Origin of the sequence: Chromobacterium subtsugae, assembly GCF_001676875.1 — a bacterium.
In the GTDB taxonomy this organism is placed as follows: Bacteria; Pseudomonadota; Gammaproteobacteria; order Burkholderiales; family Chromobacteriaceae; genus Chromobacterium; species Chromobacterium subtsugae.
Map to the genome: position 1 here is coordinate 1 of NZ_JYKA01000073.1, position 211 is coordinate 211.

Sequence of the window (211 nt, forward strand, 5' to 3'; positions counted from 1 at the left end):
CTGTGGTTGCCGTCGGCCAGGCTGCTCGCCAGGTTGTAGCTCCACGCGCCGCTGCCGTTCGCCGTCGCCGTCCCCACCGCCGTGCCGTCCACGTACACCGTCACCGTGCTGTTCGCCTCTGCCGTGCCTTGCACCGTCGGCTGGTTGTTGTCGGTGATGCCGTCGCTGTGGCTGCTGCCGGTGTCCGACGACGTGGCCAGCGCCAGACCGG

Annotated in this window: 1 protein-coding gene; it reads right to left on the reverse strand. The window is 70.6% G+C overall.

Annotated elements, in window-relative coordinates:
• A partial coding sequence (locus tag MY55_RS22380; protein ID WP_157889421.1) for an Ig-like domain-containing protein occupies positions 1–211 on the reverse strand: 211 nt, incomplete at both ends.